29 protein-coding genes and 1 tRNA gene are annotated in these 25,812 nt (G+C 31.2%); 12 read left to right on the top strand and 18 right to left on the bottom strand.

Annotated features, from left to right (window positions below; translation table 11 throughout):
• The first annotated feature begins 1 nt into the window (after position 1).
• Complete coding sequence (locus PHS07_02985; protein ID MDD4607270.1) at positions 2–2,260, top strand: AAA family ATPase; 2,259 nt, start codon at positions 2–4, stop codon at positions 2,258–2,260.
• Between the two features lie 71 nt (positions 2,261–2,331).
• Here the strand turns inward: PHS07_02985 and ruvC are convergent, their stop codons facing one another.
• Together ruvC and PHS07_02975 are read right to left on the bottom strand one after the other, a co-directional pair.
• Positions 2,332–2,823 (bottom strand): crossover junction endodeoxyribonuclease RuvC, encoded by a 492-nt coding sequence (ruvC, locus tag PHS07_02980; protein ID MDD4607269.1) that lies wholly within the window; start codon positions 2,821–2,823, stop codon positions 2,332–2,334.
• Positions 2,824–3,085: 262 nt separating this feature from the next.
• Positions 3,086–3,805, bottom strand: coding sequence for a YebC/PmpR family DNA-binding transcriptional regulator (locus PHS07_02975; GenBank protein ID MDD4607268.1), 720 nt, complete (start codon positions 3,803–3,805; stop codon positions 3,086–3,088).
• Between the two features lie 304 nt (positions 3,806–4,109).
• On the opposite strand from PHS07_02975, the gene PHS07_02970 reads away from it, so the two are divergent.
• The 4 genes from PHS07_02970 to PHS07_02955 all read left to right on the top strand — a co-directional run bounded on the left by PHS07_02970 (position 4,110) and on the right by PHS07_02955 (position 8,797).
• Positions 4,110–4,718 carry a glucose-6-phosphate isomerase family protein gene (locus tag PHS07_02970; protein MDD4607267.1) on the top strand — a complete coding sequence of 203 codons (609 nt, stop codon included), beginning with the start codon at positions 4,110–4,112 and terminating at the stop codon, positions 4,716–4,718.
• A 187-nt stretch (positions 4,719–4,905) separates the two neighbouring features.
• Positions 4,906–6,567, top strand: a complete 1,662-nt coding sequence (locus tag PHS07_02965) for a hypothetical protein (GenBank protein ID MDD4607266.1) — start codon at positions 4,906–4,908, stop codon at positions 6,565–6,567.
• Positions 6,551–8,062 (top strand): glycosyltransferase family 39 protein, encoded by a 1,512-nt coding sequence (locus PHS07_02960; GenBank protein ID MDD4607265.1) that lies wholly within the window; start codon positions 6,551–6,553, stop codon positions 8,060–8,062. Before PHS07_02965 ends, PHS07_02960 begins: the two co-directional genes overlap by 17 nt.
• Positions 8,063–8,074: 12 nt before the next feature.
• Positions 8,075–8,797 (top strand): glycosyltransferase, encoded by a 723-nt coding sequence (locus PHS07_02955; protein ID MDD4607264.1) that lies wholly within the window; start codon positions 8,075–8,077, stop codon positions 8,795–8,797.
• A 62-nt stretch (positions 8,798–8,859) separates the two neighbouring features.
• Here PHS07_02955 and PHS07_02950 read toward each other — a convergent pair whose 3' ends face one another.
• The 14 genes from PHS07_02950 to PHS07_02885 all read right to left on the bottom strand — a co-directional run bounded on the left by PHS07_02950 (position 8,860) and on the right by PHS07_02885 (position 19,813).
• A complete protein-coding gene (locus tag PHS07_02950; GenBank protein MDD4607263.1) occupies positions 8,860–9,270 on the bottom strand; it encodes a pilin in 411 nt (136 codons plus the stop codon).
• A gap of 11 nt (positions 9,271–9,281) precedes the next feature.
• Positions 9,282–9,659: a hypothetical protein gene (locus PHS07_02945; GenBank protein ID MDD4607262.1), complete on the bottom strand. Its 378-nt coding sequence runs from the start codon at positions 9,657–9,659 to the stop codon at positions 9,282–9,284.
• Positions 9,660–9,872: 213 nt separating this feature from the next.
• Entirely contained in the window at positions 9,873–10,247 is a 375-nt protein-coding gene (locus PHS07_02940) for a hypothetical protein (GenBank protein MDD4607261.1), read from the bottom strand.
• A 13-nt stretch (positions 10,248–10,260) separates the two neighbouring features.
• Positions 10,261–10,998 carry a pilin gene (locus PHS07_02935; GenBank protein ID MDD4607260.1) on the bottom strand — a complete coding sequence of 246 codons (738 nt, stop codon included), beginning with the start codon at positions 10,996–10,998 and terminating at the stop codon, positions 10,261–10,263.
• Positions 10,999–11,028: 30 nt separating this feature from the next.
• A complete protein-coding gene (locus PHS07_02930; protein MDD4607259.1) occupies positions 11,029–12,399 on the bottom strand; it encodes an extracellular solute-binding protein in 1,371 nt (456 codons plus the stop codon).
• A 9-nt stretch (positions 12,400–12,408) separates the two neighbouring features.
• Entirely contained in the window at positions 12,409–13,278 is an 870-nt protein-coding gene (locus PHS07_02925) for a UTP--glucose-1-phosphate uridylyltransferase (protein ID MDD4607258.1), read from the bottom strand.
• A gap of 38 nt (positions 13,279–13,316) precedes the next feature.
• On the bottom strand, positions 13,317–14,249 hold the full coding sequence (locus PHS07_02920) for an aminoglycoside phosphotransferase family protein (protein ID MDD4607257.1): 933 nt from the start codon (positions 14,247–14,249) through the stop codon (positions 13,317–13,319).
• Positions 14,250–14,251: 2 nt separating this feature from the next.
• The gene (locus PHS07_02915) at positions 14,252–15,010 is read right to left on the bottom strand and encodes a PD-(D/E)XK nuclease family protein (protein ID MDD4607256.1); all 759 of its coding nucleotides are present in this window, start codon (positions 15,008–15,010) and stop codon (positions 14,252–14,254) included.
• A 27-nt stretch (positions 15,011–15,037) separates the two neighbouring features.
• A tRNA-Ser gene (locus PHS07_02910) sits at positions 15,038–15,123 on the bottom strand.
• Positions 15,124–15,139: 16 nt separating this feature from the next.
• Positions 15,140–15,448, bottom strand: a complete 309-nt coding sequence (locus PHS07_02905; protein MDD4607255.1) for a hypothetical protein — start codon at positions 15,446–15,448, stop codon at positions 15,140–15,142.
• Between the two features lie 15 nt (positions 15,449–15,463).
• A complete protein-coding gene (locus PHS07_02900; protein MDD4607254.1) occupies positions 15,464–16,174 on the bottom strand; it encodes a pseudouridine synthase in 711 nt (236 codons plus the stop codon).
• Entirely contained in the window at positions 16,164–17,513 is a 1,350-nt protein-coding gene (locus tag PHS07_02895) for an O-antigen ligase family protein (protein ID MDD4607253.1), read from the bottom strand. The genes PHS07_02900 and PHS07_02895 overlap by 11 nt, the downstream gene beginning before the upstream one ends.
• Before the next feature lie 29 nt (positions 17,514–17,542).
• Complete coding sequence (locus PHS07_02890) at positions 17,543–18,985, bottom strand: flippase (protein ID MDD4607252.1); 1,443 nt, start codon at positions 18,983–18,985, stop codon at positions 17,543–17,545.
• A gap of 336 nt (positions 18,986–19,321) precedes the next feature.
• Positions 19,322–19,813, bottom strand: a complete 492-nt coding sequence (locus PHS07_02885; GenBank protein ID MDD4607251.1) for a hypothetical protein — start codon at positions 19,811–19,813, stop codon at positions 19,322–19,324.
• Positions 19,814–20,139: 326 nt separating this feature from the next.
• On the opposite strand from PHS07_02885, the gene PHS07_02880 reads away from it, so the two are divergent.
• The 5 genes from PHS07_02880 to PHS07_02860 all read left to right on the top strand — a co-directional run bounded on the left by PHS07_02880 (position 20,140) and on the right by PHS07_02860 (position 23,844).
• Positions 20,140–20,313, top strand: a complete 174-nt coding sequence (locus PHS07_02880) for a hypothetical protein (protein ID MDD4607250.1) — start codon at positions 20,140–20,142, stop codon at positions 20,311–20,313.
• Between the two features lie 178 nt (positions 20,314–20,491).
• Positions 20,492–22,069, top strand: coding sequence for a SpoIID/LytB domain-containing protein (locus PHS07_02875; protein ID MDD4607249.1), 1,578 nt, complete (start codon positions 20,492–20,494; stop codon positions 22,067–22,069).
• A gap of 115 nt (positions 22,070–22,184) precedes the next feature.
• Entirely contained in the window at positions 22,185–22,388 is a 204-nt protein-coding gene (locus PHS07_02870; protein ID MDD4607248.1) for a hypothetical protein, read from the top strand.
• Between the two features lie 117 nt (positions 22,389–22,505).
• Complete coding sequence (locus PHS07_02865; GenBank protein ID MDD4607247.1) at positions 22,506–23,174, top strand: orotidine 5'-phosphate decarboxylase; 669 nt, start codon at positions 22,506–22,508, stop codon at positions 23,172–23,174.
• Positions 23,175–23,193: 19 nt separating this feature from the next.
• Positions 23,194–23,844: an orotidine 5'-phosphate decarboxylase gene (locus PHS07_02860; protein MDD4607246.1), complete on the top strand. Its 651-nt coding sequence runs from the start codon at positions 23,194–23,196 to the stop codon at positions 23,842–23,844.
• Positions 23,845–23,902: 58 nt separating this feature from the next.
• On the opposite strand, the gene PHS07_02855 is transcribed toward PHS07_02860, so the two are convergent.
• A complete protein-coding gene (locus PHS07_02855; protein ID MDD4607245.1) occupies positions 23,903–24,163 on the bottom strand; it encodes a hypothetical protein in 261 nt (86 codons plus the stop codon).
• Positions 24,160–25,071 carry a slipin family protein gene (locus tag PHS07_02850; protein MDD4607244.1) on the bottom strand — a complete coding sequence of 304 codons (912 nt, stop codon included), beginning with the start codon at positions 25,069–25,071 and terminating at the stop codon, positions 24,160–24,162. Before PHS07_02850 ends, PHS07_02855 begins: the two co-directional genes overlap by 4 nt.
• A gap of 137 nt (positions 25,072–25,208) precedes the next feature.
• Between PHS07_02850 and PHS07_02845 the strand changes: the two genes are divergently transcribed.
• Together PHS07_02845 and PHS07_02840 are read left to right on the top strand one after the other, a co-directional pair.
• Positions 25,209–25,505: a DUF134 domain-containing protein gene (locus PHS07_02845; protein ID MDD4607243.1), complete on the top strand. Its 297-nt coding sequence runs from the start codon at positions 25,209–25,211 to the stop codon at positions 25,503–25,505.
• A gap of 25 nt (positions 25,506–25,530) precedes the next feature.
• Positions 25,531–25,728 carry a hypothetical protein gene (locus tag PHS07_02840; protein ID MDD4607242.1) on the top strand — a complete coding sequence of 66 codons (198 nt, stop codon included), beginning with the start codon at positions 25,531–25,533 and terminating at the stop codon, positions 25,726–25,728.
• Positions 25,729–25,812 lie beyond the last annotated feature (84 nt).

Raw genomic sequence — 25,812 nt, 5'->3', positions numbered from 1 at the left:
CATGTATCTACAAAGACTCGAAATTAAAGGCTTTAAATCTTTTGCTAATAAAACCAGGTTAGATTTTAAACCTGGTGTTACTTGTATTGTCGGACCAAATGGCAGTGGTAAATCTAATTTAGTTGATGCTCTGCGCTGGGGCTTGGGCGAACAAAGTTTAAAAAATTTACGTGGTAAAAAATCGACTGACATTATTTTTTCTGGTTCCGACAAGGCTAGTCGCCAAAATTTGGCTGAAGTTTCAATTGATATTGATAATCCTCAGCGCCAAGCTATTGATTATACTAATTTATTAATTACACGACGTATTTATCTTAATGGTGAGGGAGAATATTTAATTAATGAATCTAAATCACGTTTACAGGATATTTTGTTTTTATTAGCTAAAATAAGTTTTGGTCAAAAAAATTACAGCATTATCAGCCAGGGTGAAATAGATTCTATTATTAAAGCTACCCCGCAAGAAAGACGTGATTATTTTAACGAAGCTGTTGGTGTAAAACAATATCAATTTAAACAAGAAAAAGCCATTAATAAATTAAAAAGTGTCCAAGAAAATTTAGAACAAACTCAATTAACCTTAAAAGAAATTATTCCCCAATTAACTTCCCTAACTCGCCAGGTTAAACGTTTGGAAAAAAGAGAAAAAATCGAACAAGAGCTGGAAAGCTACCAAACAACTTACTATGCTCATTTGTGGCAACAAATTAACCAACAACAAGCTAAGTTGAAAATAAATTTTGATAATTTAAATCAAAAAATCGATCAGGCTCAAACTGAATTCAATCAGGCTAAAAACAAGATTGACCAAATTAAAATCAAACCAACACGCTCACAACTTTTTGATCAGCTTCAAGAGAAATATCAACATATTATTGATTTACAAAATCAGCTTCGCCAAAAAGAATTTGAATTAAAATCACAGCTAATCCAAATTCCAACTCAAAATATTTCGATCCAACTAACACCTCAACTTTTAAATAAAATTATTCAAGATTTAAAAAATATTATTGAAATTCAAGATAAAATTTTAAGCCAAATTAACCAACAAAGCTTAGAAAATCTTCAACAGGTTTTAATTAAAAATAATCAACAGCTTAAAATTTTAAGTCAACAGCTTTCGCCAACCAGAGACAATTCGGCTCAAAAAGAATTAAATAAAAAAATTAATGAGCAACTAGCTAAAATTAGTCAGGATTTGCAAACCAATCAAGATAATTTAAAAAATGTTCAACAGGAAATTAGTGATTTTAATAAAACCCAAGAAACTAAAAATCAACAGCTTTTTAAACAACAAGAAGAACTCCAACAAAAACAATTTGAACTTAATGAACTTAATAGTCAGCTCAATGAAGTTAAAATAGACTTGGCGCGCATTGAAGTTAGACAAGAAGATTTAATGCGTGAAATTGAACAAGATTTTGTTGGTAAAAATATTGATCAGATTAAAAAGTGCCCAGCAACAACTCAACCCAACTCGGAAGAAATCAAAAGTGAAATTTATAAATTAAAACACCAATTAGAAATTATTGGTGGTATCGACCCAGAAACCGTTCAAGAATATACTTTAATTAAAGAACGTTATGATTTTTTAAATCATCAAGTTGAAGATCTTAACCAGGCCATCCAATCTTTAGAAAAAATTATTAAAGAATTAAATCAAAAAATTAAAAATCAATTTGAAGAAAAATTTGAAACTATTAATAAAGAGTTTAACAAATTTTTTACTAGCTTTTTTGATGGTGGTAAAGCTGAATTAATTCTTAAAAAGGAAGAGACGACCACTATAGAAGAAAATGAAGAACTCGATCCTGAATTTCAAATCGGCCAAGATATACCCGACGAAACACTCGATTCCGAAACTAGTAAAAGGCAAACTCCATTAGATAAAATCTTAAAAATCATCAATCAAACCAGCTATAAATCAATCGAAATTCACGCCACTCCGCCAGGAAAAAAATTAAAAAATATTGAAATGCTCTCTGGTGGAGAAAAAGCCTTAACTTCTTTGGCTTTAATTTGCGCCATTATCTCATCTAATCCACCACCTTTTATAATTTTGGACGAAGTTGACGCGGCCTTAGATGAAAACAATTCTCATAAATTTGCTAAAATCTTAAAAGATTTAGCCCATAAAACTCAGTTTATTGTTATTACCCACAATCGTTATACTATGGAAATCGGCGAAATTCTTTATGGTGTAACCATGAGCCAAGATGGTATTTCTAAAATTGTGAGTTTAAAACTAGACGATAAATAAATTTTTATTTTATTTTAAAAAATAAAGCAGGCAACACGTCAATGTGTTGCCTGCTTTATTTTTTAAAAAATTTATTCTCTAATTCTACTTTTAAATTTTAAACTCTGAGCACAACATAAAGCCAAAGCTAAGCCATCGGCCGCATCATCTGGTTGTGGAATAGATTTTAATTTTAAAATTATTTTCACCATATCTTGCATCTGTTTTTTATTCGCATTACCGTAACCGCTAATAGCTTGTTTAACTTGTAACGGCGTATAACTCTCTAATCGTAATTTATTTTGCGCCAAGCACAAATAGACTACGCCAACTGCCTGACCAACCTTTAAAGCTGTTTTTGTGTTTTTACAAAAAAATAGCTCTTCAACAGCTACCTTTTCTGGTTGATATTTTTTTATGATCTTGCTTAATTGATCGTAGATTTGAGATAAACGTTGGACATGATCTTCATTTTTAGCTGTTTCAATCGTACCATGTTTAAGATATTTTAATTCACTTTTATCAACTTCGATTAAACCATAACCTAGTGTCGCCAAACCTGGATCTATCCCTAAAATAATCATTTTTATATTTAATTACTTTATTTAATTCTCCCCTCCTTTTTAAGGAGAGGGTCAGAGGGTGGTTGATTCTGATTCTAAGTTTTAAACAGAACCACCCCTTTTATCCCCTCCTTCGTAAGGAGGGGAAAGCGTTTTAAAGTATCTATTCTTAAATCAACGTTTAGATATGATTAACTCTAGACGCTACAGGAATCTATGCGCCAGCTGATGGACATAAATGATAATAAAAATAACCTACCACCTCTCACCTATAACCTAATCATTATTTCACATTAGTATAATAATCACTAATATCTTCGTCTTCGTCTAAATTTTCTAATAATCTATTTAGTTTTTCTTCTATGTTTACGTCAACTTCAATAAGTTCTTTAGCAATCCATTCAATCTCAGCATATTCAACTTGATAACTATTATTTTTAAGCCAAGCTTCAATTTTTTGCAAATCCTCCATTTTAGTATAAATAACTAAATAATTTTCTTCGCTCATAATATCCAAAATTCCCTGTTCAATTAAATTCATTTCTAAATCATCTCTATCTTTAATTTCTGTCTCGGCTAACCGAATTACGCCTTTTAATTCAAACATCCACTGAACACTATTTTGAGCAGCTAACGTTGAATTATACTTACTTAAAATATGTTTTAAATTAGATACGGTCCGATTTTTATTATTAGTCAACGCCTGAACTAAAATACCAACGCCACCTGGGCCAAAAATTTCGTACAAAACTTCTTCAACCTGATTACCACTACCATCACCCGTCCCGCGTTTAATAGCCCGATCAATATTGTCTTTAGGCATATTGGCTTGCTTAGCTTTTTCTACGGCCAAACTTAACTTGGGATTCATATCAATATCTCCGCCACCTTGACGAGCAGCAATCGTCACCGTATGAGCTAATTTAGTAAATAACGCCGACCGCTTAGCATCGGCTGCACCCTTTTTATGCTTGATTGAGTGCCATTTTGAGTGTCCTGACATAAAATAAATTTATTTGATTTATAATCATACATATTGTAGCAAAATAAAACTCAGTTAGCAAATTTTTGGAATTTTAAACAAATAATTTTATTGGACAAAAAATTAGCCATATGATAACATTAAATAATAAATATGCGAAAATAAAAATGAAAAATCAACTCGACAATTTAAAATTTATTAGAAAAATTAATCGCCAGCACATGGCTTTTTTTATTTTTAAATTGAAATAATAAACTCGTTAAATTCTATAAAAATAATTTTAAGACATTGCTCAAAAAATATAAAACTTTAATTGATTAAAAATATGAATATCAATTTTCTTAATGTCGCCAAACACTACGCCGCGCGAACACATGAAAAAATGCAAGAGGTTTTAATGGACCCCAAAGGAAAAGGTCCCATCATTCATTATTATATGATCCGTGGAGGATCTGATCAAAAAAATATCACCATTTGGGAACCCGGCACAATCTCAGGAGAATACATTAAAACTTATGGGCACTACCATGTTGGACAATTGGATGAAAATTATGAAATTATTTTTGGAGAAGGTGTCGCCCTCCTCCAAAAATTAGCTACCAATAAAAAAGGAGAAATGATCGCTGACGTAGTAGAAGAGTTTAAAGCGATTATTACAAAACCAGGACAAAAAATTTATATGCCACCTGGATATGGCCACCTTCTTGCCAATACTGGCCAAACATATTTTGCTACTGTTGACGACAGCCCAGTTAATTTCGAAGAAAAAGACCCAATTAAATTTCCAGGGCATGCAAATTATGAATTAGTCAAAAAAATGCAAGGCTTTGCTTATTATGTTGTTGAACATGAAAACACTCCAGCACTCAAAAAAAATCCACGCTACAAAAAAATCTTAAAAGAAGACTCAGGCAATTTAAGGGTAATAAATTAAATTTAAAATATTTCCAATTATTACCAAGATTATAGACCCCCAGACTTATAAGAAAACAAACTTTCGACATAATAGTACCAGCCAGTAACAATTAAACTGATTTTTATTATATTAATTATTTTCTCTCCCATGCTTGGAGAAAACAATTTTTATTTACCAAGACTAAACTATAGAAATAGTATTCTTTATGCTTTCAATTAAAAATATTTTTTATAAAAATAAGTTATTGCCAATCCTACTAGTCATACTTTTTAGTGTAACTATTTTTTCTTATTTTCAAATTTCACCGACTTTAACCGACCCCGATTCATTTTATCACACCAAAATGGCTCTTTTAATGAAAGACCAGGGAATTATAAAAAATTTCCCATGGTTACAGTATACGGTTGTGACGGGTGAAAAATATGTAGATCATCATTTACTTTATCATATTATTTTAATCCCCTTTATTACTCTCTTCCCTGACCCACTAATCGGTATAAAATTTTCCGTAATCATCTTATCAACTTTAACTGTTTTGACTTTTTATTGGTTACTAAAAAAACTAAAAATAAAACCAACTTGGTTATATCTTGGCCTTTTATTAACTGCCTCTCCCTGGTTATATCGCATGAGCTTAGCAAAAGCCCAACCCCTATCAATGATAATTTTGTTTATAGGTATTTATTGTCTATTTAAAAATAGGCCATGGAGTCTTTTATGTTTATCTTTTATTTATGTTTGGAGTTATGGCGGCTGGATACTTTTACCTTTTATAACTATTATATATTGTCTTATAATCTCGTTATCAGCAAATTACAAAGATTATAATAAATTTTTATCAGAAACTTTTAAAAACTTATTTGCAAAACAAAAAATTAAATTAATCCTATCAACCTTATCCGGATCGATTTTGGGAATAATAATTAATCCATATTTTCCACAAAATATAAATTTTTATTGGCAACAAATTTTTAAAATAGGTATTTTAAATTATGGCAATAAAATTTCAGTCGGTATGGAGTGGTATCCATATAATGGCTTATCATTACTTTATGTACTAATTATTATAATGATTCTATGGATTTTTTCTTTCATCTGGTCCTCTAATCAAAGAAATAAATCTAAAAAAGTTTTTAGTTTGTTATTTTTATCGATTATTTTTTGTTTGGCAACACTAAAATCTGGTCGCTATGTAGAATATTTTGTACCCCTTACTATTCTCGCCATTGGCTACTCTTTAAATAATTTTTGGCCAACCGTCAATTATAAATCGATCATACAAAAAATTAAGCATAGCTTTTTAGGACCACAACGTTTTATTTTATCTATAATAACTATTTATTTGATTATCGGCATGGGGTTTTTTGTTTATTTTGGCTTAGTTAGAGTTATTATCGATACTCAAAAAAATATTACCAATGGTTTTGACTTAAATAAATTTAAATACAGTAGCCAATGGCTTAAAGACAACACCCCTTTAAAATCAACCATCTTCCACAGTTGCTGGGACGAATTTCCCGCCCTCTTTTATCACAACGATCAAAATAATTATTTAGTTGGTTTAGACCCAACATTTATGTATAACTATGATAAAAATCTATATTGGCAATGGGAAAATCTTGTGTGGGGCAATCCACCTATTAATACTGACTATAAAAAAAATTTTAAAAATAATAAAAAATTAGATATCAATGATTACAATCTGTCTGAAATTATAAAAAACAATTTTAATTCTTCTTATATCTTTTTAGAAAAAAATCGTCACATAGAGCTCGATAAGGTTTTAAATAATAATGCTAAATTTATACTTGCCTATGAAGACTTAGAAGTTAAAATCTACAAAATAAAAAATGCAGAGAATTATTAAAAAATTTTTAGACCAACCCATTGCAGAAAAAATAAAATATGTAATTATTTTTATTTTACTGATAAATTTTGGCTTTTTTGTTTTTATATCTATAAAACAAATTTTATATCCATACCAGCTAGACTATGCTGAAGGCTTAGAATTATATCAAGCTACCAATTTTGATCTCGATACAACCATATACGGCAAATTAGATGATCCTCTCTTCGTACCTACTAACTATCCACCGATTCATATCTTTATTTTATCTTTACTCGTCAAAATTTTCGGAGTAAATTTTTTAGCTGGCAGAACCTTTTCCTTTATTATTTCAATTTTAATAGTTTTCTTGGCTTATAAAATTACATTCATTTTATCGAATAAAAAAACCACATCCCTTGTTGCCGCTCTTTTAATTTACTCATCGCAAACTATTCTAGTCTGGTTATCACTCGTTAGGGTTGATCCGCTGGCAGTCCTTTTTAGTTTAATAGGTTTTTATCTCATATTGAGATATCAAAAATCAAACTGGTTATATCTATCAATAATATTTTTTGTTTTAGCTTTTTTTACTAAACACTCATTTATATCCGCTCCGGTCGCTTTTATAATATATTTATTTATTAACAAGGAATATAAAAAACTAATTAAGTTCACCTCGATATTTTTTATTTCCCTTTTATCGGGTATTGTTGTTTTAAATCTACTTACCCAAAACCAATTTACATTGCACATTTTTAAATATTTAACGTCTGGTTCTGTTATGGATTTATCTATGGTTTTATTTAGAATACACGAATCTGCCTTAATTGACCTGTTAATTTATCTATTTGGAGGAACTTTTTTGTTTATTAACTTATTTAAAAATAAAAAATCTTTCTACTTGTTAATTATCTATGCCATTATATCCCTTTTTTTAACATTTATAACGTTAGTTAGACTTGGATCTAATACTAATTATTTTATTGAAATAATAATTTTTCTCTCAATCTGTGCATCTTTATTTATTGACGATACAATTAAATTTGTAACATATAGCAATTATAAAAATATTTTCGTAGTCATTATATCAACTATTTTAATTTTTGATCTTATTTGCATTCCTGTAAATCTTTATAAAAATAGTCATGTTTTTTTAAATTATTTAAAACATATTAATTTGGAAACTTTAAAAAGAATAGATCAAGTTAATGCACCTATTTTCAGTGAAAACGCAACACTATCTTTATTAACAAATAAAGGCACCCCTATAGATATTTTTATGCTTTCTCAGCTCGACAGATCAAATATTAAAAAATTAGATGACTTCAATAATCAAATTGTTGATCAAAAATTAAATCTTATTATCTTAGAAACTAATATATTTGACGACAGTAAAATAATAAATGGAATCTTGGGAAGATTCAATTATTCAACTATTAAATTAATTAAAAATAACTATTTATTGAAAGAAAAAATAGGCGGCGACTGTCCATCTTGTCACAATTATTACCTTTTTACCCCAAAAAAAAATTAAATTAAAAAATAAATGAAAAAAATTTCCATTGTCGTCCCTGTTTATAATGAAGAAAAAATTTTAGAACAGAATATTTTGAAAATATTAGATTTCTGTCAGAAAAATTTATATTCTCATGACTATCAAATAATAATTGCTGACAATAATTCGTCAGACAAAACCGGTCAAATTTCTCAAATTTTAGAAAAAAAATACTTAAACATAAAATACACATATACAAACAATAAAGGCAAGGGACTAGCTATCAGAACTGCCTGGAATAAATATCCAGCCAGTATCAATTGTTTTATGGACGCAGACCTGGCAACCGATTTGTCTTATTTAAAAAATTTGATAGAACCTATAATCTTACAAAAGGCTAATATAACTATTGGCTCTAGATATTTAACTGCGTCAAAAATAGATAGGTCACAGTTAAGAACTTTGTTGTCGAAAATAAATACTATAATAATAAATTGGGTTTTTGGTCTTAAAATTAACGATTATCCCTGTGGCTTTAAAGCTTTCGATTATGAAATTATCAAAAATATTTTACCAAACGTAAAAAACGATTCATGGTTCTTTGACTCGGAACTATTAATCCGGTCTATAAAACTTAATTATAAAATACAAGAAATCTCTGTTGAATGGTCTGATAACGCTGATAAAAAGATTCGTCATAGTCGAGTCAATTTACTAAAAACCATTTTACAATATTTAAAAGAAACTATAAGATTAAAAATCCAAATCCAATAATTTTTAAATAAAAAAATAACAGATTAAATTCAATCTGTTATTTTTTTTATACTAATTACTTTTTAGTGAGGTACATTTATTCCACCGGTCACACCCGTACCTCCACTAAAAATTGGTTCGCCGACTAAGACACCCCAAACAACCGTAATTATTACCCAGGCTAGCATAATAATAGCAAAACCGATAATAGACGCTTTCAATGTATTTTTAGCTTTAGTAATTTTTTCTTCATTACCAGTCGAAGTCATCCACATAAAACCACTATATATTATTAAACATACCATTATAAAGCCTAAAAAACCCAAAATAGCATTTATGATCTCTTCTGTTCTGGCCATAACATCTATATCTGCATTTTTTAAACCAGCCACGTTCGCTGTTACATCAAGTCCATAATTATCAGCCAAAACTGTGATTGGTAAAATCAATAGAATAAATATTATAATTAATATTTTTTTAAATTCGATTTTCATTTAATATTCTTTTACCATTGATTTATCAAAATTAACCAAACGATTCTGACTATAATCCAAGATAATAAAATAATAGCTAAACCAATTACGCCCGCACCAATAGTTTTTTTGGCTTTTTCTACTTTTTCTTCATTACCAGCAGCTGTCATCCACAAAAAACCACCAATTAACATAATAATAACGGCTATAAATCCCAAGAAGGCTAAAATAGAATTAATTATACCTTCTATTCTATTCATAATATCTTGTTGATTCTCTAAATTACTAATTGCATATTGACTATTAGGCAAATTTGGCATATTCTGTGCCAAAACTGCTGGCACAACTAACATACTTATCGCAAAAACAGAAAAGACACCAGCTAATAAATGTTTTTTTGTAATTTTCATATTTTCACCCCCTTTCTAATAATTTGTCTAAATCTTTGATTTAGTTACAAATTATTAGTCCGCCTCAGGTGGGCAATGTTGATTAACATTAAACCTCCCCAAACGGATTCTAATTTATAACCTTAATCTAGACAAATTTTTAAAAGATATTATTAATTATTATCACTATTAAATTATTATACCACAAAAAAACTATCCACAACAAGCCGATCTTTAACCAAAAATCGGTTTTCCTTCTAGAGCATTAAAAACCATTGTTAGAATAGTATAACTTAAAAATATTGTCGCCAAACCAATGACTGCCCACAATAAAGTATTTTTACCCTTTTCAATTTTAGTTTCATTACCGGCTGACGTCATCCACATAAAGCCACCGTAAATAACCATTACCAAAGCAATTGTGCCCAAAAATCCCAAAAAGGCCTTAATGATTTTACCAACTAAAATTTTAGGATCATTTTCTGGAATTGGATTAGATATTGATACTGTACTTGGCGAAGCATTCGTTTGTGCTAAAATTGGTATAATTAAAAAATTAAAAAATGACAGACTTAATATAATACCAATGATAATTTTTTTATATGTCATATATTTTTATTTATTATGGAAGATAATTTAAACAACAACACTGACCAGAATTACAATCACTATCATTGCTCGACAAATGTTCATCCGTGCCCAAACAATTTTCTCGGCAAAAACAATATTGACGACTACCGCTCCCACAAGTTGATAACGGCTTACAACACACAACCGTCTGACTCGAATTACTCATACACATTCCTCGATAGCATTGATTATCAATCCGACAATAATCTAAATCACTAGGTAGGTTACATGAAGTCAATTCCATACAATCGTAACCAGATGTTGCCGGTGTGGTTCCGCAAGCATCACTTACCCCAGCTCCAGTTAGACCGGCTTGATATTTGGGGTCTACATTTAAAATTACTAAAACAAAATGCACAATTGTCCAAGCCAATAAAGCAATTATAATACCCGTAATTGTTCCCTTTAAAATAGCCGTACCTTGTTTGACTTTTTCTTCATTGCCACCAGACGTTAAATACATTGCCCCACCAACTACAAACATTAGCAGAGCAATGGTTCCTAAAATTTTTAATAACCACTCACTAAAATCTACAAAGCCTCTTAAAATATCATCTAGAGTGTAATTACATTCTAAGGTAGTACCACTGCATTTGCCGTCAACACAACTTAAATTATTTGGACAACTGCCGGTTGGTGTTGGCAATAATTTAGCTTGAGAAACTTGTGGTAAAAAAAATAACGACAACAATAGAATTGAAATTATGATTTTATAATTTTTAGATATCATCTTATCTCTTAATTTTTTATTTTGAATTTTCTAAAATGTTAAATTTACTGCCCCTACTCCATATAGAATTGCTTGTTTAATCGTCGCCTCACCACGTAAAACTTTATTAATCATTTCTTTAAAAGCCTCTTCAACTACTGGATAATTTTGACCGTTATACCAAGTTTGGGCAGTTAAAATTTGTTTTACAAATGGTCGCAAATCATAGTCCTCAATTTGTTGATTATATAAACTATTCAAAGCCGTTGGACGATGATCAACATCTAAATACTTTTTAATCGAATCTTCATTCGTCGCCATAAATTGAATAAAATCCCAAGCCTCATTGGCATGTTCCGTTTTCCAATAAACCGTTTGAATCCAATAATTAGCGCTGTTCACGCTTTGCAAGCTATCTTTAATTTGAGGCATGGTAGTGATACTAAAATTCAACTTAGGTGCTCGAGATTGAATAGTCGCCAAATCATACGAATAACCAAAATAGAAAGCTACGCGACCTTCAATAAAAGCGTCTAAAGAATCTGGCATTTGACTATTCCAAGTATAAACTTCCTTAGCTGGATTGGCAAAATCTGTATAAAAACGTAAAGCTTCTTCTCCAGGATAATAGCCTTCTCGTTGAGTTGAGGGTAAATTAAAAGTCGCCTTTCTGCCTTGAATCATCGGTGTTCCATTTTGCATCATTAATAGGGATAAAATATCTGTCGCGTTTCTGACGTTATTAGCCGTACCCAAGGCCACCCCAGCCTGAACAATATTGCCCTTTTCATCTTGAAAAGTTAATTTTTGAACTTGATTTTTAAATTCTGTCCAATTAGTTGGTGGTTGAGGGATACCAGCTGTATTCAACAAATCACGATTATAATATAAAACTAAGCTATCTAAGCTTAATGGTAATCCATAAATCTGCTCGCCCTCAACCACATCATCATAAATTGTGCCAACAAATTTTTGGCGAATATCACCTAAATTTAAACTAGCTTGAGTTTTTAAAACAACTTCTTCTTCACGTTTACACGACGGTCCAACCAATTGAACGTATGGCATCGTAATTTTATCTGGTAAGGGCAATAATCGATGTTTATATTCTTCTAACCAGGTAATTGGAATGGCAAAAATATCCGGACCACGTTCATCTAACCAAGCTTCTTTTAAGGCTTGTTCATATTCTTCGTTTCTTAATTTTCTATATTCGATTGAAACATGCGGATGTAAAACTCGATAATCATTAATTAAAAAATTGATGGCTTCGGGCGTGTCCCAAACTCCCCAATAAATTAATTTAACCGGCTTCATCGCCTCTCTGACTTCTTGCGAAGTTGTCTTGCATCTAAATCCACCCGTCATAATAACGATTAATAATAAAATAACTAAAATTTTACTCCAATGTTTTTTAATCATACTTATAGATTATATTTTAGCTTTTAGATAATCAATTAAATCTTTTTTAAATTCTGGCCGTTGCAAACCAACATCCACGATGGCCTTTAAAAATTCAAACTTATTGCCACAATCATAATATGTTCCATCAATTTCTCGAGCATAAAAGGGCTTATTTTGGCCCAATAAAATATCAATTGCATCTGAAACGCACAATTCTTTTCCCCCATCAAGTTGAATCTCTTTTAATGCTTTAAAAATATCTGGAGTAAATAAATACCGACCAGTTACAACTAAATTAGAGGGAGCATCCTTAACTAATGGTTTTTCAACAATATCTTTTATTTGATAAATTTTATCTTCTTTTTTTTCAACATCCAAAACCCCATATTGATTAACTTTATTTTGATCAACTCTAAAAGATCCAATAACACTTCCACCATATTGATTATATACTTCGATTATTTGCTGAACAGCTGGTTTTTCTCCCATAAAAACATCATCGCCAAAAGCACAGATAAAAGGTTCATCGCCGATTATTTCTTGAACGTTTAATAATGGTGTGCCATTACCGTAGGGACCCTTTTGGCGCACATAAATAAAGTCAGCCATGTTTGAAATTTTTTCCATTTGCTCTAAAACATCTTTTTTGCCCTGTTTTTCTAGATGAAGAGCCAAAGCATCATTATAATCAAAATGATCTTCAATGGCTCTTTTATCAGCACCGGTTACTAAAATAATTTGTTTAATTCCAGACTCTACCATTTCCTCAACAATATATTGAATAACTGGTTTATCTAAAATTGGCAACATTTGTTTGGGCTGAGCTTTGGTAGCTGGAAAAAATCGCGTACCGAAACCGGCCACGGGTATAACCGCTTTGGTAATTTTTTTATTCATATATATATTATAGATAAAAAACAAAAAAGAGTAAACTCTTAATCAATTAATTTATCAACATTAGCTTTTAACCAAAACATATAATCTATTTCTAATTTAATCATCGGCTGGTCATTTTTTCTCAACCATTCAGCCAACCAGGCAAAACGCAAGGCTAAAATAAATTCTGGTAAAATTTGCCAGCTTAATTTATTAAATAAATTAGACCCTTTTATTTTTTGAATTAAACTTAAAACGCATTTTCTTTGAAAAGCCGTTGGATGTTCAACTCCTAAACAACCTAACATATTAGCTAAATCATAGACTTGCGGTTTCCAACCGCAAAATTCCCAATCAATAACTTTTTTAATTTCTTGTTCTCCCCAAATTATATTTAACACATGCCAATCACCATGACAAAAACTCTTGGTTAATTTATCATGTTGTAACATAAACTTTTGGTTCAAAAAATTCAAAACAGGTTCAATCTGATTCAAAACTTTAGGCTGATATTTTTTAAGCCCTTCAATTAATTCATAAATATAAGTTTTAATAGAAAAAACCGCTTGAGGAATTGTGTTTAATTTTGAACTATTTTGACTAAATTCTAAATACCAGTCAGCCAAAACTTGACCACGCCAGCTGTCATCTAAATAATCTGGACGTTGCAAATCTACGCCCAAAATATATTTTTTAATCTGCCACCAGTCTTTGTTAATTTGAGTTATAAACTCATTCTGATTATTTGTTAAATATAATTCAATTTTATCTAAACCAGCTTGATTTAATTTTTCTAAATTTTGACTGATATATTCTCGACGGTTAACTTGATGATTAAAAATTTTTTCAACAATAAAAAAATCACCCACTTGATCTTCAATTACCCAACGTTGCTGGCAACGTTCAGGGCTACCATTAATTTCAATTTCTGGATGATCTTTTTTAAATTCTAAATTATATTTTTCTAAAATTTCTTTAAACAAATCCATCATATTTATTTAAGATATTTTTGAATTGTTTGACGATAAAGACAATAATCACATTCAGAATTAGATTCTGGAATTTGGTTAGACATTAAACATTCATAAGCATCTAAAATAGCTTTATCGACCCAACTGTCATCGCCTTTATATGGTACCAAAGTCACATCAAATTCTAATCTGGCATCAAAAGCTTCTGTGTCGGTTCGGCCATTACAATAAACAAAATAGCCTGTATCTGAAACCTTAAGTCCGTTTCGACGTAGCAACCATTGATAAATATCCATCTGGCGTTTATAACTATCTTGCCAATCTTGATCTAATTCTGTAATCTCATCATTTTTTGAAGTGGCCTTGTAATCTACCACGATATATTCTCCTTTGGAATTAATCCACAAATCATCAATCGCACCGGTAATTAATAAACTAGTTTCAGGGTGTAAATATTCAACACCTTGAAAATTTTCACGCCAAACGTCTAATTTTTCATGTGCTACCGGCCGAGCATCAAGGCCATATTTTTCCTGTAAAGGATGTTGTTTTTTTTCAGCTCGATGAATATCAAATTCTTTTTTTAATAAATAATCCACGGCCGAATTTAAATTAAAAGGATAACCCGCTGGTCGTTTAAGACCTAAACGATTATCAAGATAAAAACAACGTGGACATTCTAAAAATAAAGCCAATTTAGAGCGACTTAGTTTAAAGTTATTTTTTTGATTGGGGTCAAAGTTCCATCTTGAATCGCGTGGGATTTTGTAGTATTGGGACATAAAAATTTTTTAATAAAACCCTAAAAACGGAGAGGGAGGGATTCGAACCCTCGAGACTTTACAGTCTACTGGTTTTCGAAACCAGCGCAATCGACCAACTATGCGACCTCTCCTTATTTTTTGAATTAGTTAAGCTACGCTCAACACTAACGCTAGCATCGTCATAATTAATAACCAACCCAAAGTTGTTAAAAACATCTGGATACTTTCTTTCTTTTTTCCATCTAAATAAAGTAAAACCGGCTTACCCAAAACTAAACTTCCAGTCAGAGCCGCTGAAAAAACAAACAAAAGCAAAAAAGCTATTGGACCAGCCACACCATCTGTCTGACCAAAAATTTGTTCGCCCTTATTCATTATTAAACTTACTAAAATTATATACGCAGTCGTACCGAGTGCACACAGAAAACTTTGAGGAAAAATTTTTGTTATATTCATAATTTTTAAATTAAATTATTTTTTTAAATTATTAATTTCTGTTTGAGTTAAATATTGCCATTTACCTTCTGCTAATTTTTCTAATTTGATGTTTTTTATTCTAATTCTTTGTAAATCAGCAACTTGGTAATTTAATTTTTGAAACATTTGGCGAATTTGTCGTTTTTTACCTTGGATTAAAATTATTTTAAATTGACTTTGTTTCAAATATTCTATATTTTTAACTCTTACTTTCCCAAAATCGGGTCCCAAATCTAGTCCAGCCCTAAAAACTCGGATTAAATTTTTAATTTCTTCTTCGGTAATTTTTTGGCTAATTTTAACTATATATTCTTTTTCGTGTCGATAACTCGGATGCGTAATTTGTTGCATCAATTCACCATCTGTCGTTAATAATACTAAACCACGACTCTCTCGATCTAAACGACCAACAATTAATAATTTTTCTTTAAGATTAATTAATTCAAAAATATTTTTTTCTTTTTCAAATTTACCGTGCGTGCAAGTATATCCCCTAGGTTTATTTAATTTAATATAAATTAAGTTCGAAGTCAATTTTATAACACGCTCATCAAACCTAACTTCGTCTTTGTTAATTTCTGCTTTATCGCCTAGCCGTGCCACTTGGTTATTAATTTTAATCCTTTTTTGTTGGATTAATTCCTCTGCTTGCCGACGCGAACAACAGCCGGCTTGTGATAAAAATTTTTGTAATCTAATTTTCATAACGCGTTTGATATTTAATATCTAAAATTGTTATTAAACCAATAAATAGCCACCATAAAATAGCTAAATCATTTTTAAAATACGGTACATCCACTAAGCCATGAATTAAAATAACAATCATACTAGCCATCAAGCCGATAACTAAATAATTTTTTTTATTTTTCAAAATTAATCCACCAGTTTTAAAAAATTCCAAAAGACACAAAATAAAAATTGATAATCCGGCCAAACCCAATTCAGTCCAAAAATTTAAAATTATGTTGTGCGGGTATAAATAAATTTCTACCGGTTGCCAGTGTTCCGCCTTATATTCATCGCTAAATAAAATTATTTTGCGCTTAAAATCAGGGTCTTTCTCAGCGTTAAAAAAAATCCCATCCTGATGATAAGGTTCAATAGCTATCTGATAACTGGCTAGACCCGAACCACTTAAAATTCGGCCATCTTGCAACATCTGCCAGGTTTCTTTCCACTGTTGGCGACGAATCTGACCAGACAAATCGTTTAAAGTTATTTTTTCTCTAGCATATTCTTGCCAAGGCTGATAAAAACTTATCATTAAAATTGCTAAAATTATTATAATTAAAATGGTTTTTCTTTCTCTAGGCCCACTTAATAAAGCTAAAAAAATAATTCCGGCCAACAAGCCAACTACTGCCCCCTCCGACTTTGCTAAAACTAAGCTGATAATGCCCAAAATAATAGTTATTAAATAAAAGACTCCCCATTTTAAATCTTTTTTATTTTTAAAAATTTCTTTAATCTGAGCCAAAAGTAAAATAACTATTGGCGCCACGTATAAACCAATTGCATTGGGATAACCAAAAAAACTCGTCATCCGCCCATCTTGCCAAAATTCGATCGGTACTAACCAACCCGTTATTTTTTGATAAATCGCTAAAAGTGCAACACTAACCACACTTACGCTTAAAAAATGCATAATTAAATTAATGTCTCGACGTTTTTGAATAACATCAATTAAAATTATAAAAATTATAATTGGTTCTATAAAATAAGCTTTCCAAATCCCAGCCGCCACCCTTAAGTCAGCCGAAACTAATAAAGCCAAGGTCGCACCCAACAGCCACATTAAAATAATCCAAAACCATTTTTTTATAATTAAAACTCGCTCATGTCGAATCAATTTCTTAACTAACCAAGTTAAAAAAATGGCTAAAATCATCAATTCTAAAACTGTCGTCGGCAAAAATCCGACATTAAATCGAATCAAATAACTTGGCAAACATAAAAATAATAAGCCCAAGGCTAACTGAATATTTTGCCAACTCAAAAAAATAAATAAAGCAAATAACAATGTTAATAAAATAAATAAAGTCATAATATTATATCTATTAGTGTCATTAGTATTTAATTAGTGTCATTGGTATTATACTTCAACCTCAATATCTCTTGCAAAACTTGCTTCTTAACACCACCAATTAAATATAAGATGCTAAAATAAACTATAATTCCAATTATTAAATTAATTAACAAATTTAAATCTAAAATTAAATATATCGCCCCAGCCATAATCAAACTGGCGAATAAACTTTTAAATAATGTTTTAATCTCGGGTAGCCAATGCGTTTTTTTAAAAATTAACAGACTGCTTAAAATTACCATCAACATTTCAGCTCCGACTGTCATCCAAGCTGCGCCAAAATATGAATAACGTGGAATTAAAATACTATAGCCAATTAAACTCATAATCGCAATAATTAAATAACACCACATCATTTTCTTTTGTAAATCCAAGGCAATGATCGTATGACCAAATAATTGCCCCACAAACAGCCAACCAACAGCTAATAATAAAATTTTAAGCACTTCACCAGATAGATAGAATTCTGATCCGGCAACAAAAACCATTAATTTATTACCAATTAAATAACCGCCAAAAATTAAAGGCGTAACAATGATGATTAAAAAATCAAAAGCTTTTTGCAAAACATGCTTAAATTTTTCTAAATCTTGATTTTGCCAACTCTGACTCAAAAGTGGAAAAACTAAACCAATAAACATCACTGGAAAAACAATTAAATTTTCTAAAACTTTATAACTCGCGCCATAAATCCCAACGTCAAAATTTGGTTGAGTCCAAGATAGAATAATTGTATCCATTAAAAAATACATCATACTAAAAACAATTGATAAGGCTAATGGCCATGTTTTATTTAAAACTTTTTTCCATAAATCAAAGTCAAATTGCCATTTAAATTGAATATATTTTTTAGCTTTAAAAAATAAAATTGAAAATCTCACCAAACCACCCAAAACTACATTTAATAAAATAAAATAAATATTTAATTTTAAAAAGATAGCGATTATAATAAAAATTAAACCAGTCAATTTGGCTAAAAATTCTCCCCAAGCTACGGCCTGCATTTTAATTTTAAGTTGGAAAACTGCGGTTAAAAGTTGATTAACTGAGACAAAAAACAAAACTAAACAGGACGTCGTAATCCCAATTTTAATCTCTAAAGAATAAACAGGAATTAACCAACCGACAACGATGGCTAAAAACAAAAACCCAATCAGTAATAAAACCCTTAAAGTAAAAATGTTGTTGAAAATTTTATTTAAATCAGTACCGGGCTGACTGGCAAACTGAATTAACATTGAATGTAAGCCCCAATCAGCCAACACGCCAAATAAATTTAGGAAAACTAAAACCGCCGTATACACGCCGTATTTTTCAGCTCCCAAATAACGCGTGATTAAACCAATACTAATCAAAGCAATTACCAAACCAAAAACCTTACCCAAAGTCTGAATAATTGTCTGGTGTGCTATTTTACGAGTCAAAGACATTGAATAAATTAAAAATTAAATCTCAAAAATTAAAAATTAATTTATTGTCATCCCTAATTGGGGATCCAGGATTGATTAAATAAATACTTTAATTTAAAAAATCTCTTTAAATTAAATATGGCTTATTCTATAAAAAGTTAAAAGTTGTTAACCCTGGATTCCCGCCTACGCGGGAATGACAACTTAAATTGTTTTATATTTCATTATATCTCATATCCGTCTTTTTAGCTATTGAAAATAAAAAAGGGGCGCAATTTGTATTGTATTGCGCCCCGCATAACCCCGACAATAGCCAAGGGCTAAAATTCCAAGTTCAACAGCTCAAAGATCCAAGGCTTAAGAGCCAGAAACTTGCGGGACCTCGAAAGCGAACCCATCGCCACGGCTCCACCTCCTGTCGGGATTGCCATAGTACGTGACCACCCGGGAGATGCTAGCGTCGAGTAGCAACGGATCGCCGTTAACATAAATGGGCTCGTGCATGGTGACAATCCAGTAAAGACCCATGGCTTTAATCTTCTCGTCAGAGAATTGCTCTTTGATAAGACAGGCGACTTCACCACTTGGGGTGGTAAAGCCAAGCTCTGATGCCTTGGCACGGATGTTTTTGGTGGTCCTATCTCTATAATGATCCCAGGTTGTACCCATGATGATAGCAATTTTTCTTGTCACTCCCTTCGTCGGTTTGAAATCCGGTGAACGAAGTACGCCTTGGGCGTAATCGCTAACATCGAATCCTTGGTCTTTGAAACGCTCGATCCACCCTTCGCCGGTCGTGTCACTAGTGACAGTGAAATAAATGATACCGTCTTGCTTGCACCATTCCATCTTTCCTCCTTGGAAAACTTGTTTTGTATAATTGCGAAAAGAGTAGACCACTAAGGCAATCAGTCAGATAACCAACCAACCGCATTAACAGTCTGTTCTTTTCGCAATTAAATATTATATCAAAGAACCATAATTATTATCTATCTATATTCTAGCATAAATTAAATTTCTTGTCAAGGTATATTGGTAATGTGTACACACTTATTGCACTTTTTGTTGATTATCGATGTCATTCTGAATTTGTCTTTTGTCATCCTGAATTTATTTCAGGATCTGTAAACACTCATGATGTCTATTTAAAATAACAAATTTTAATCCAACTACAGATGCTGAAACAAGTTCAGCATGACACTTTAGATGTGTGTCATTGTGAGGAGGAGTTTGCCAATTCGGCGAACGACGCCTGCCCGCCGCAGGCAGGCGGCAATCTTACTTCCGAAGTGTCATTGCGAGGAGGAGGTAATCCGACGACGTGGCAATCCCGTAAATCAACGCATTAAATTCTATTTCGTAAGAGATTGCCTCGTCGCTACGCTCCTCGCAATGGCTCTTTTTATTTTATCGTTTCAATTGATATTTTTAGATTTTCAACTCACTAAGTCAATAGTTTATTATTTCTAATTAACTATTGTGTTATTTTTTCATCCATGCTACAATATAAGTGTAAGAGTTTATCCCATGCTTTGTCGTAGTCAAAAACAAAAATTCAAAAAGTTTATTAAAATTGGCCTTAAATTTTGTGTCTTGGTTTTATTTTTTAACACCTCATTTGTAGGTGGTTTTTCTTTTTTAAAACCAATTCAAGCCGCCTCCTACACCGCTCAACGCGTCGAACAAAGTTATCCTTATGTTATTAATTTAACGCCCGGCAAAGGCTTTACTTTTTGGGTTAAATTTAAAAACACTGGCACGGCTACTTGGCGCAACTCTGGAGATAATTTAGTGGCTTTAAATTTAGCTAAACCCTATGGTCGCCACAGCACTTTTCAACATGACTTTTGGCCATCTTATTATTGCCCGACTCGCATGACAACAACAACGGTTAAACCCGGCGAAATCGGTTTATTTCGTTTTGCTATTCAAGCACCAGAACAAGAAGGTTTGTATGTTGAAAATTTCCAAATCGCCTCCAAAGGTATAGACTGGATTCAAGGTGGAACTTTAGAATTAGTTATTAAAATTGAGGATCCCAATGCCCCGCGAACTATTATAGTCCCCGAAACTCCCGACCAAGCTGAAATTATTGCTGAAAATAATTCTACCCCAGATGAAGAAATTTCGTCTCTGCCCGAAAATGAAACTCAACCATCAATCGAAGAACCACGCTTTAACCCTACGCGTTATGAAAAAAAAGACCTCAACGAATTTCCAGTTTTAAATTTGGTCAACTCAGAACCTGACATTCGTATTGGTTTATATTCAACTGAAGATCCAGTCAAAATTACTGGCAATGGTCCTTATCAAGTTTTTGACGCTGAAAACAATCTTTTATTTACTCAGACACAAGGCGAAGAAACAGAAATTATTTTTGACTTTGATATTCAACGTTATATGGTAAATGTCGGCGGTAAACGTATTTTAATGACTGACAAATACCTACGCTTTATTCCACTAGACAACACTATTTTAGAAATTACGACTAACAAAACTCGTGACGAATGGGGTGTCTATTCTCGTTTTCGTGGCAAATTAGAATTACGCTACGTTCCTCAAGATAATAATAAATTTTGGGTAATTAACGAATTAACAATGGAGGATTATTTAAAGGGTATGGCTGAAACTGGCAATGTCAATCCCATGGCCTATCTCGAATCAATGACTATTGCTGAACGCACCTATGCCTTGTATAACATTTTAAATCCTTCCCGCCATCAAGTTCGTCATTTTACTTTAACTTCACATCCGGGCGATCAATATTATCGTGGCTATGATCGTGAATTAATGTCCCCCAATGTTGTTCAAGCTGTTGAAAATACTCAAGGTTTAGTTGCAACTTATAATAATCAAATAGCTATCACGCCCTATTTCGCTCGCAGTGATGGCATGACTAAACTTTGGTCTCAAGTCTGGGGCGGTAGTGATAAGCCTTGGATTCAACCCAAATATGTGCCTTACGATGATGGCGAAGAACTCTTTGGCCATGGCGTCGGTATGTCCGCTTGGGGCGCTTGGGATATGGCTAAAAATCGCGATATGAATTTTGAAGAAATTATTAAATATTTTTATACTGATGTAGAAGTTAATAAGGCCTGGTAATTTGTTTTAATTTTTATTTTTAAGATTAATCGTTTTTATATAAACGGTTTTTTTATTTACCCTTGACATAAAAATTAAAATTTGGTAAGGTTAAAATAAAAATGAAGGAGGATAAATGGATCTTGATACTTTAAATGAAAAATTGCTTGAGATAATGACTCTCGAACAATTAAAAAATACTGTTAGAGAACTCCGTAAAAAAATTTTTAAAGAAGCTAATCGGTATAGCCAAATAGGCGCATCGATTTATAATCACCGTTGGATAACTCTTGTCAATTTATATCTCTATGCTTGTATGCTTATTGAGCTAAGAGAATAAAATCACCGACTCTACGCCGGTGATTTTTCTTTTGTTAAAAATGCACAAAAACAAAAAATATTATATAATAAAGTATTAATAATTTATTTTTGATAATCAATAAATTTCAAAAAATTTATGACTCTTAATCATAGAAAAACTTATTTGCAAATTGCCTTTAATCAATCTTTAGATGAAATTAAACAAATGATTGATTCTTTACCAACTTCAGATAGAATTTTAATTGAAGCGGGTACGCCTTTAATAAAAACTTATGGCGAACAGGGCATTGTTTATCTTAAAAATTATTGGCAAAAAAAACTTGGCAAACCAGGATATATTGTAGCTGATTTAAAATGTATGGATCGTGGTTCACGAGAAATCGCGTCAATTTCCCGCGCTGGCGCTCAGGCGGCCACTTGTTTAGGATTAGCTCCAATTGAAACAATAAACGAATTTATTTCTAATTGTGTTAAACATAATATTGATTCAATGATTGATATGATGAATGTTGAATTTCCTTTTGAAATTTTAAAAAAATTAAAATTAATTCCTGATGTTGTTATTCTTCATCGAGGAGTTGATGAATCTAATAATAGAGAAAAACAAATTCCTTATCATCAAATTCACTTAATTAAAGCAACCTATCGTGTTTTAATTTCCATTGCTGGAGGCGAAAATATTAAAGAAGTTAAACGTGCTATTTTTAATGATGCTAATATTGCTGTTGTTTGGCGATTATTCAATAATAATTCTAAACAAACAAGCCAACTAGCTAAAGAATTTCTTAAAACATTAAAATATTAATTTTTGTTAAATAATAATTATGTTACAAAGACACCAAAAATATATTCAAATTGCTCTCAATAGTAATTTAAATAATGCACAAGCTATTATTTCTAAATTGCCTATTTCACCAAGAATTTTAATTGAAATTGGAACACCTTTAATTAAAATTTATGGCGCACTTGCCGTAGCAACCTTAAAAAAAGTGGCCCCATCTTCTTATTTTGTTGCTGATACTAAGTGTGCCGATCTTGCTTATAGAGAAGTAGAATTATTTGCTCAAGCCGGTGCCAATGCTATTACTTGTTTAGGCGTAGCACCAATTGAAACTATCAAACAATTTATTGAATTATGTGACCATTATCATATTGATTCAATGATTGATATGATGAATGTTGAAAATCCTCTTTTAATTTTAAAAAAACTAAAAACTTTGCCCGATGCAGTTATCTTGCATAGAGGAGTTGACGAAACAAAAAATAATGAAAAATTAATTCCCTATTATCAAATTAAACAAATTAAAGGTAGTTATAATAAAATTTTTATTTCTGTAGCTGGTGGCGATACAATTCAAGAAATTAAAAGTTCTGTGTTAAATAATGCTGATATCGTTGTTTTATGGAAAGATTTTTATTATTTAAATGAAAAAACTAATAAATTAATTAAAGAATTTTTAAATATTATCAAATAATTTTTAAATAAAAAATCAGCCAATTTATCTATAAAAAGGTTGGCTGATTTTTTATTTATTATTGTAAAAAAATTTCTCCCAAAGAAATATCTTTTTTTTCAACTCCTTTTAACAATAAACCAGCTGAACTTCCTACTGCATCAATCATATCAATTTTTTTATGATATTGTTCAATGCTAGCAACTTCGGCTGTCTTACCGTTTATAATTGTTTTCATCCCTTTCAAAATATTACCATTTTTTAATGTTCCAGCAACAATAATTCCTATTCCTTCAATAGAAAAAATATCTTCTATTTCAAATATATTTTTTGATATCATTTTTGTTTTTCTTTTAAATTTTGTAAAGATTTAAACCCTTCTAAAACTTCAACTGGTAAAGCAAAGATAACCATTTTTGATGGATCGGGATTAATATTTTCAATAGTTGCCAAGGTTCTTAATGATAAACCTCCAGGAACTGAAGTTAAATTTTCAGCTGCTTTTTTTAAATTTTCTGAAGCACTTAATTCTCCATGGGCTTTAATAATTACTGCCCTTCTCTCTCTTTCTGTTTCTGCCTGTTTGGCCATTGCTCGTTTCATGTCAGCTGGCAATTCAATATCTTGAATTTTAATTATAGTTACATCAATTCCCCAAGGATCAGTAGCTACATCAACAATTTTTTTTATTTCATCAGCAATTTTATCTCTCTCTGATAAAAATGCGTCTAATTCAACTCCACCAACGATATCTCTTAATGTAGCTTGAGCATATAAAGCTACGGCTCGCGAATAATCTTGAATTTCTAAAACTGCTCTTTCTGGAATAGCAACACGAAAATAAACTACTGCATTTATACCTACCGTAACATTATCTTTGGTAATTACTTCTTGTTGAGGAATATCAACAGTAGTTATTCTTAAATCTGGTTTAATAATTCTTTGAATACCAGGAAATATCCAAGTTAATCCTGGGTTTCTAGTTCCTGTATATTTGCCTAGTGTTAAAACAACCGCACGCTCATACTGATTAATTACACGTAAACCACCTAACCCAACAATAACCGCTAAACTTAAAAACATAATTATAATTGCCACAATTCCAACAATACCACCGTCAACCCCACTCTTAGATCCACTGATTATTGATTTAATTAAAGTTGGAGATAAAACAAGTAAAAAAACAATTATAACAGATAAAAATCCAAAAATTCCATTAGAGTTAGGTGAATTTTTTTGTTGTTGCATATTTTTAAAATTAAAAATTAAGTTATTTTTATTATATCATAATTTTAAATAGAACAAACTCTTGACATTGTTGATAACTTTGCTATAATAATAATGAACATATGTTCATAACTGTGGATAACTTTAAAAATAATTTTATGCCTAGACCGTGTAGATGCAGACGCATCGGCCAACAACCACGCTGTACTTATTTTAAACCAGCTGGTCAACGTCTTAAAAATTTAACCGAAATTCAATTAACTTTTGAAGAAATAGAAGCTATTCGTTTGCATGACATTCAAGAGTTAACCGAAGAACAAGCTGCTAAAAAAATGCAAGTTTCACGTTCAACCTTTCATCGCGTTTTAGTTTCAGCCCAGAAAAAAATTGCCCAAGCCCTAATCAATGGTTCAGCTATTAAAGTTGATGGTGGCAATTATAGATTAAAAAAATAATTACTAATTTTTAACTAAAAAACATATGCCTAATACAAATGCACCTGGTCGTGGTCTAGGATTTGGTCAAGGACGAGGACGACAACCTCAAGGTCAAGGTTTAGGTCCAGATGGTCAATGTGTTTGCCCTTCTTGTGGCGAAAAAATTGATCATCAAAGAGGCTGTCCCTGCTATGAATGTGACTGCCCTAAATGCGGAGCCAAAATGACCCGACCAAGATAAAATCTTGTCAAAATTTCCCACGCCCTTGGTGGGATTTTTTGATTAACTTGAAATAAAGTTTAAAAAATATTATAATTTTCAAAT

The sequence above is a fragment of the Patescibacteria group bacterium genome (genome assembly GCA_028707495.1).
Classification (GTDB): domain Bacteria; phylum Patescibacteriota; class Patescibacteriia; order UBA2591; family JAQWAS01; genus JAQWAS01.
This window is presented reverse-complemented; position numbering and strand designations above follow the sequence as displayed.

What these genes read in the sequence shown, in the direction of transcription:
- PHS07_02940 (MDD4607261.1), bottom strand. Translation starts at nt 10,247, where the DNA reads ATGACATATAAAAAAATTATCATTGGTATTATATTAAGTCTGTCATTT.
- PHS07_02950 (MDD4607263.1), bottom strand. Translation starts at nt 9,270, where the DNA reads ATGAAAATCGAATTTAAAAAAATATTAATTATAATATTTATTCTATTG.
- PHS07_02860 (MDD4607246.1), top strand. Translation starts at nt 23,194, where the DNA reads ATGTTACAAAGACACCAAAAATATATTCAAATTGCTCTCAATAGTAAT.
- PHS07_02915 (MDD4607256.1), bottom strand. Translation starts at nt 15,010, where the DNA reads ATGTCCCAATACTACAAAATCCCACGCGATTCAAGATGGAACTTTGAC.
- PHS07_02965 (MDD4607266.1), top strand. Translation starts at nt 4,906, where the DNA reads ATGCTTTCAATTAAAAATATTTTTTATAAAAATAAGTTATTGCCAATC.
- PHS07_02975 (MDD4607268.1), bottom strand. Translation starts at nt 3,805, where the DNA reads ATGTCAGGACACTCAAAATGGCACTCAATCAAGCATAAAAAGGGTGCA.
- ruvC (MDD4607269.1), bottom strand. Translation starts at nt 2,823, where the DNA reads ATGATTATTTTAGGGATAGATCCAGGTTTGGCGACACTAGGTTATGGT.
- PHS07_02935 (MDD4607260.1), bottom strand. Translation starts at nt 10,998, where the DNA reads ATGATATCTAAAAATTATAAAATCATAATTTCAATTCTATTGTTGTCG.
- PHS07_02885 (MDD4607251.1), bottom strand. Translation starts at nt 19,813, where the DNA reads ATGGAATGGTGCAAGCAAGACGGTATCATTTATTTCACTGTCACTAGT.
- PHS07_02970 (MDD4607267.1), top strand. Translation starts at nt 4,110, where the DNA reads ATGAATATCAATTTTCTTAATGTCGCCAAACACTACGCCGCGCGAACA.
- PHS07_02900 (MDD4607254.1), bottom strand. Translation starts at nt 16,174, where the DNA reads ATGAAAATTAGATTACAAAAATTTTTATCACAAGCCGGCTGTTGTTCG.
- PHS07_02905 (MDD4607255.1), bottom strand. Translation starts at nt 15,448, where the DNA reads ATGAATATAACAAAAATTTTTCCTCAAAGTTTTCTGTGTGCACTCGGT.
- PHS07_02880 (MDD4607250.1), top strand. Translation starts at nt 20,140, where the DNA reads ATGCTGAAACAAGTTCAGCATGACACTTTAGATGTGTGTCATTGTGAG.
- PHS07_02985 (MDD4607270.1), top strand. Translation starts at nt 2, where the DNA reads ATGTATCTACAAAGACTCGAAATTAAAGGCTTTAAATCTTTTGCTAAT.
- PHS07_02945 (MDD4607262.1), bottom strand. Translation starts at nt 9,659, where the DNA reads ATGAAAATTACAAAAAAACATTTATTAGCTGGTGTCTTTTCTGTTTTT.
- PHS07_02870 (MDD4607248.1), top strand. Translation starts at nt 22,185, where the DNA reads ATGGATCTTGATACTTTAAATGAAAAATTGCTTGAGATAATGACTCTC.
- PHS07_02845 (MDD4607243.1), top strand. Translation starts at nt 25,209, where the DNA reads ATGCCTAGACCGTGTAGATGCAGACGCATCGGCCAACAACCACGCTGT.
- PHS07_02920 (MDD4607257.1), bottom strand. Translation starts at nt 14,249, where the DNA reads ATGATGGATTTGTTTAAAGAAATTTTAGAAAAATATAATTTAGAATTT.
- PHS07_02865 (MDD4607247.1), top strand. Translation starts at nt 22,506, where the DNA reads ATGACTCTTAATCATAGAAAAACTTATTTGCAAATTGCCTTTAATCAA.
- PHS07_02960 (MDD4607265.1), top strand. Translation starts at nt 6,551, where the DNA reads ATGCAGAGAATTATTAAAAAATTTTTAGACCAACCCATTGCAGAAAAA.
- PHS07_02895 (MDD4607253.1), bottom strand. Translation starts at nt 17,513, where the DNA reads ATGACTTTATTTATTTTATTAACATTGTTATTTGCTTTATTTATTTTT.
- PHS07_02925 (MDD4607258.1), bottom strand. Translation starts at nt 13,278, where the DNA reads ATGAATAAAAAAATTACCAAAGCGGTTATACCCGTGGCCGGTTTCGGT.
- PHS07_02930 (MDD4607259.1), bottom strand. Translation starts at nt 12,399, where the DNA reads ATGATTAAAAAACATTGGAGTAAAATTTTAGTTATTTTATTATTAATC.
- PHS07_02855 (MDD4607245.1), bottom strand. Translation starts at nt 24,163, where the DNA reads ATGATATCAAAAAATATATTTGAAATAGAAGATATTTTTTCTATTGAA.
- PHS07_02955 (MDD4607264.1), top strand. Translation starts at nt 8,075, where the DNA reads ATGAAAAAAATTTCCATTGTCGTCCCTGTTTATAATGAAGAAAAAATT.
- PHS07_02840 (MDD4607242.1), top strand. Translation starts at nt 25,531, where the DNA reads ATGCCTAATACAAATGCACCTGGTCGTGGTCTAGGATTTGGTCAAGGA.
- PHS07_02890 (MDD4607252.1), bottom strand. Translation starts at nt 18,985, where the DNA reads ATGTCTTTGACTCGTAAAATAGCACACCAGACAATTATTCAGACTTTG.
- PHS07_02875 (MDD4607249.1), top strand. Translation starts at nt 20,492, where the DNA reads ATGCTTTGTCGTAGTCAAAAACAAAAATTCAAAAAGTTTATTAAAATT.
- PHS07_02850 (MDD4607244.1), bottom strand. Translation starts at nt 25,071, where the DNA reads ATGCAACAACAAAAAAATTCACCTAACTCTAATGGAATTTTTGGATTT.